Below are 5,163 nucleotides of genomic sequence, written 5' to 3'. Positions count from 1 at the left end.
GACCGCGGCGACGACGCCCGGGGCGCCGCCGCACCCCGGGGCGGCGTACCCGCTCCGGGGCGGCGCTCCGTGTGCTGGTCCGCGTACGCGTCGGCGCGCCGCCCCGCGGGACGCCCGTCCGCAGCATGCCCATGCTGCGCAGGCCCATGGGGCGAACCGTGCGGCGCATGCCCGTGGGCCTCACGCGCCGCGATCTCCTTGAGCCGCAGCGAGAGCTGAAGCGTCGACGGCCGGTCCTCCGGGTCCTTCGCGAGGCACGCGTGCAGCAGCGGAGCCAGCGCATCCGGCACCCCGAGCAGCTGCGGCTCCTCGTGCACGACGCGGTACAGCATCACCTCGGAACTCCCGTGCCCGAACGGCGAATCCGCCGTCGAGGCGTACGCGAGCGTGGCGCCCAGCGCGAAGACGTCCGTCGCCGGGGTGACGGCCGCGCCCCGCACCTGCTCGGGCGCGAGGAAGCCGGGGGAGCCGACGGCCGTCCCGACGTGGGTCAGCGTGCTGGCGCCGGTGGCCCAGGCGATGCCGAAGTCGATGATGCGGGGGCCCTTGGGGGAGAGCAGGATGTTCGACGGCTTGAGGTCGCGGTGGACGACCCCCGCCTCGTGGACCGCCAACAGCCCCTCGGCCAGCGCGGACCCGATGGACGCGACGTGCGCGGCCGGCAGCGGGCCCTCCTCGTTCACCTTGTCGTGGAGGGAGGGACCGGGCACGTACTGGGTGGCGAACCACGGCCGGTCGGCCTCCAGGTCCGCGGCCACCAGCCGCGCCGTACAGCCGCCGCGGATCCGCCGCGCGGCGGACACCTCGCGGGCGAACCGCGACCGGAACTCCCGGTCCTCCGCCAGATCCGGCCGGATGACCTTCAGCGCCACCCGCTGCCCGCGCCGGTCGGACCCGAGGTAGACGACCCCCATACCGCCCGCACCGAGCCGCCGGTGAAGCCTGAAGGAGCCGACGACACGCGGGTCCTCGCGCCGGAGCCGCATCATCGCCATGTCCGTCCCCTACCTCCGGTGGGGAGCCCATCTACCCCTTGGTGGGGAGCCCCATCCGCTGCCGTCTGCTGCCGGTCCACTGCCGTCCGTCTGACGTGCACAGCTTACGGATTGACGGCCCCGCGCGCTGAGAGGCCGCGCATGCGTCGGCCTACGGATTGTCAGTGGTGCCTGGGATCCTGGAGAAGTGGGCCGGAATCGTGGCAATCCGTGCTCCGGTCTGCGCGTGCGTGATCTCAAAAGACCGTCTCAGAAGGGGGATTGAGACCGTGAAGGGTGATCGTGTGGAGATAGTGGTGGACGCGGGCGACACGACGCGGACGTATGAAGTGGTGGCCGAGAGGGCGGGGCGACGGGTCGAGACGGCGGTGCGGCGCGGGGTGGTGGAAGTGAGCGAAGTCACCCGAAACGGGTCCGTGGTGCGGACGGCCCGCTTCATGGCGAACCGGGTCCTGGCGCTCGTGGAGCAGCCGGTGCCGCGGGGCGCGGACGGGGACGGTGAGTAAGGGGCCGTCCGCCCCCGGAGGGGCCCGCTCCGGCGGACCCCTCCGGGAAGACCCCAAGTCCTGGGCGGATTTCTCCACCCAGGGGAGTACGAGGCCCGGTCCGGCGTCATCCTCCGGGAGGCCCGGCAAGCGGTACGAGGGCATGACGCCGTGGACGGGGGCGCGCACCTAATGTTGAGGTCAAGCGGCGGGCGCAGCACTCGTCCCCCGAGGTCAGACGCTCGCCGCTGTAGATGTGACGGAGGAAGGACGATGGCGGACACGGTGGGACGCACGGTCGTCAGGGCGCGCAGGCGCGCGGCCCTCGACGCGTTCGGCAGCCCGCAGACCGGCACCCGCCATCCTCTGGTCGCGGCAGCGATGGTGCTGCCGCTGGCCGTCCTGCTGAGCATCGCGTTCGGCGGCTGGGAAGCCGTCGTCACACAGGCGTCGTCCGTGGCGGGAATGCTGGGGCGCTGAGCGCTCCAGGCCCGGGAGAGCGGCCCGGGCCGGGGACTTCCGGCCATCAGCCCCGTGGGGACGGGGGTGCGGCGGACGGCACGAAGCCCGGACAGCTGGGGAGCTGTCCGGGCTCGCGCCGTTCTGGCCGCGTTCTCCTGCTGAACCTGCTGAGCCTGCTGAACACCAAGCTGAACAGGACACACGACAAAGGGCCGGAGCTGCTCGCTCCGGCCCTCGGCCGATCGGTGTGGACGATACTGGGATTGAACCAGTGACCTCTTCCGTGTCAGGGAAGCGCTCTCCCGCTGAGCTAATCGTCCCGGGACTGCGTGCGCGATACTGGGATTGAACCAGTGACCTCTTCCGTGTCAGGGAAGCGCTCTCCCGCTGAGCTAATCGCGCGGGTGTGGGGCCGCGAGGGCCCCGGTGGGTGGGACCCGAAGGTCCCGAGTGGACGATACTGGGATTGAACCAGTGACCTCTTCCGTGTCAGGGAAGCGCTCTCCCGCTGAGCTAATCGTCCGAGGTGGAGACGGGATTTGAACCCGTGTAGACGGCTTTGCAGGCCGTTGCCTCGCCTCTCGGCCACTCCACCAGACGCAGGGGCGTGAACCCCCACTCCGAGCGGACGACGAGATTCGAACTCGCGACCCTCACCTTGGCAAGGTGATGCTCTACCAACTGAGCCACGTCCGCAGGTGTCGTTTCCCGGGGCGCTTCCGCGTCCCGGCGACGTGTTGAACTCTAGCGGATTCCGGAGCCAGCTCAAATTCCGTTTCCGCAGCGTGCTGCCCTGCTCACCTGGCGGCCACCTCGCCGCGGTCCCTGCCGCGACCCCCGTGACCAGGCGCCATAGACTCGCAAGCGTGCACGACCTGCCCCCTCTCGCCCGCTTCGGTGGCCTGCTCGCCACCGATCTTCGCGATGTGACCAGCGACCCCTCGGCTCTCGACACCGAGGGTTTCTGGGCTGTTGTCGCGGACTTCGAGGGGCGTGTGGTCTGTGCCCGCTTCGGTGACGTACGCCGCGAGCCCGTGCCCGCCCCTGCGCCTGCCCCCGAGCCGGGCGCCTGGCGCGGTCCCCGGCCCACCGACTGGACCTCCTCGCTGGACCGGGCCGGGTACACCGAGGGCGTGCGCCGCGTCCGCCGTCACATCGCGGCGGGCGAGGTCTACCAAGCCAATCTGTGCCGCGTGCTCTCCGCGCCGCTGCCCGACCCGTACGCGGCGGACGTGGACGCGCTGACCGTCCTGCTGGCCCGCGGCAACCCGGCCCCGTACGCGGGCACCGTGCGGCTGCCGGAACACGGCGTGGAGGTCGCCACGGCCTCGCCCGAGCTGTTCCTGCGCCGCTCCGGACGGACCGTCGAGTCCGGGCCGATCAAGGGCACCGGCCGCCACGCGGAGGACCTGCTGGAGAAGGACCACGCCGAGAACGTGATGATCGTGGACCTGGTCCGCAACGACCTGGGGCGGGTCTGCGCCACCGGCACGGTGACCGTCCCCGCGCTCTGCGCGGTCGAGCCGCACCCGGGTCTGGTGCACCTGGTCTCCACGGTCCGCGGCGAGCTGGCACCGGGGGAGGGCTGGGCGGAGCTGTTCGCGGCGGCCTTCCCGCCCGGGTCGGTGACGGGGGCGCCCAAGTCCAGTGCCCTGCGCATCATCGGGGAGCTGGAGACCGCGCCGCGCGGTCCGTACTGCGGCGGCATCGGCTGGGTGGACGCGNGCGCGGTCCGTACTGCGGCGGCATCGGCTGGGTGGACGCGGACCGCGGCACCGGCGAGCTGGCCGTGGGGATACGCACCTTCTGGATCGACCGGCCGTCGCCCGCCGACGCCGTGCTGCGGTTCGGCACCGGAGCCGGGATCACCTGGGGCTCCGACCCGGACCGCGAATGGGACGAAACCGAACTCAAGGCGGCGCGACTGCTCGCGGTAGCGTCGGAGGTACAGCAGCCGACGGGAAGGACCATGCGGTGACGATCTGGCTCGACGGATCCCTGCGCGAAGCCGACAGCGCCCAGGTGTCGGTGTTCGACCACGGGCTGACGGTCGGCGACGGCGTCTTCGAGACGGTCAAGGCGGTGGACGGCCGCGCCTTCGCGCTCACCCGCCATCTCCACCGGCTCGCCCGCTCCGCACACGGCCTCGGCCTGCCGGAACCCGACCTCGACGAGGTGCGGCGGGCCTGCGAGGCGGTCCTCGCCGACAACCCCATGTCGCTGGGGCGGCTGCGGATCACCTACACCGGCGGGTTCTCGCCGCTGGGCTCCGACCGGGGCACGGCGGCCCCCACGCTCGTCGTCGCGCTCGTCGAGACCCACCGCCGGGCGGACACCACGACCGTGGTCACCGTCCCCTGGACCCGCAACGAGCGCGGCGCGCTCGCCGGGCTCAAGACCACCTCGTACGGCGAGAACGTGGTCGCGCTCGCCCGCGCCCGGGAACACGACGCCACCGAGGCCCTGTTCGCGAACACCGTCGGCGGACTCTGCGAGGGCACCGGGACCAACGTCTTCGTCGTCCTCGACGGCGAACTCCACACCCCGCCGCTCGCCTCGGGCTGTCTCGCGGGCATCACCCGCGCCCTCGTCCTGGAGTGGGTGGGCGCGCGGGAGACCGAGCTGCCGTTCGACGTCCTGGAGAGGGCCGACGAGGTCTTCCTGACCTCCACCACCCGGGACGTCCAGGCCGTACGGCAGGTGGACGACCGGAACGTGCCCGGTACGCCGGGGCCGGTCACCGCCAAGGCCATGCGGATCTTCACCGAGCGGGCGGCCGCCGACATCGACCCCTGACGCCCATCGGTCCGTGACGCCCATCGTTCCGTGGCGCCCATCGGCCCCGGGCAAACGGAACGAAAGCCTCCCGCCGTAAACCTGATGACGTGCGCCCCGGGCCCGGGTACAACACCATCGTGACCACCACCCTGCGGCCCACCACGCCCGAGCGGCACACCGACGACGGCGGGCGCGCGCGCTCGTACGAGGTGTGCGTCAACAGCCGTCCCGTCGGCAGCGTCCGGCTCACCACCGACGCCCGGCTGGGCCCGTCCACCGGGCGGATCGAGTACCTCCACATCGACGCCGCGGACCGGCACCGCGGCCGTGGCACGGTCGCCGCGCTCGCCGCCGAGGAGGTGCTGCGCGGCTGGCGCTGCACCCGGCTGGTGGCGAGCGTCCCCGCGCAGGCGGCGACCGCCCTCGGCCTGGCGGCCGCGCTC

5 protein-coding genes, 5 tRNA genes and 1 pseudogene are annotated in these 5,163 nt (G+C 72.5%); 5 read left to right on the top strand and 6 right to left on the bottom strand.

From position 1 onward, the window contains the following. A partial coding sequence (locus EEJ42_RS15545; RefSeq protein ID WP_148081959.1) for a serine/threonine-protein kinase occupies positions 1–995 on the bottom strand: 995 nt, incomplete at its 3' end. Positions 996–1,264: 269 nt separating this feature from the next. Between EEJ42_RS15545 and EEJ42_RS15540 the strand changes: the two genes are divergently transcribed. Together EEJ42_RS15540 and EEJ42_RS15535 are read left to right on the top strand one after the other, a co-directional pair. Next, the gene (locus tag EEJ42_RS15540) at positions 1,265–1,501 is read left to right on the top strand and encodes a hypothetical protein (protein WP_123100528.1); all 237 of its coding nucleotides are present in this window, start codon (positions 1,265–1,267) and stop codon (positions 1,499–1,501) included. Between the two features lie 252 nt (positions 1,502–1,753). After that, positions 1,754–1,960: a hypothetical protein gene (locus EEJ42_RS15535; RefSeq protein ID WP_123100527.1), complete on the top strand. Its 207-nt coding sequence runs from the start codon at positions 1,754–1,756 to the stop codon at positions 1,958–1,960. Between the two features lie 230 nt (positions 1,961–2,190). On the opposite strand, the gene EEJ42_RS15530 is transcribed toward EEJ42_RS15535, so the two are convergent. From EEJ42_RS15530 to EEJ42_RS15510, 5 genes are all read right to left on the bottom strand, one after another. Further along, a tRNA-Val gene (locus EEJ42_RS15530) sits at positions 2,191–2,262 on the bottom strand. Between the two features lie 10 nt (positions 2,263–2,272). Beyond that, positions 2,273–2,344 (bottom strand) — tRNA-Val (locus EEJ42_RS15525). Between the two features lie 49 nt (positions 2,345–2,393). Next, positions 2,394–2,465, bottom strand: a tRNA-Val gene (locus EEJ42_RS15520). A gap of 1 nt (position 2,466) precedes the next feature. Then, positions 2,467–2,537 (bottom strand) — tRNA-Cys (locus EEJ42_RS15515). 28 nt (positions 2,538–2,565) lie between these two features. Further along, positions 2,566–2,638: transfer RNA gene (locus tag EEJ42_RS15510), tRNA-Gly, on the bottom strand. Between the two features lie 170 nt (positions 2,639–2,808). Here EEJ42_RS15510 and EEJ42_RS15505 point away from each other — a divergent pair. The 3 genes and pseudogenes from EEJ42_RS15505 to EEJ42_RS15495 all read left to right on the top strand — a co-directional run. Beyond that, positions 2,809–3,920, top strand: a pseudogene (locus tag EEJ42_RS15505) (chorismate-binding protein). Continuing rightward, positions 3,917–4,738, top strand: coding sequence for an aminotransferase class IV (locus tag EEJ42_RS15500; RefSeq protein ID WP_123100526.1), 822 nt, complete (start codon positions 3,917–3,919; stop codon positions 4,736–4,738). Before EEJ42_RS15505 ends, EEJ42_RS15500 begins: the two are co-directional and overlap by 4 nt. A 119-nt stretch (positions 4,739–4,857) precedes the next feature. Further along, positions 4,858–5,163, top strand: a 306-nt coding sequence (locus EEJ42_RS15495; protein ID WP_148081958.1) for a GNAT family N-acetyltransferase, incomplete at its 3' end; no start/stop codon positions are given.

Origin of the sequence: Streptomyces botrytidirepellens, from assembly GCF_003721215.1 — a bacterium.
GTDB classification, from domain to species: Bacteria; Actinomycetota; Actinomycetes; order Streptomycetales; family Streptomycetaceae; genus Streptomyces; species Streptomyces himastatinicus.
The sequence above is the reverse complement of the archived record's forward strand: the minus strand, read 5'-3'. Positions and strand labels throughout refer to the sequence as shown.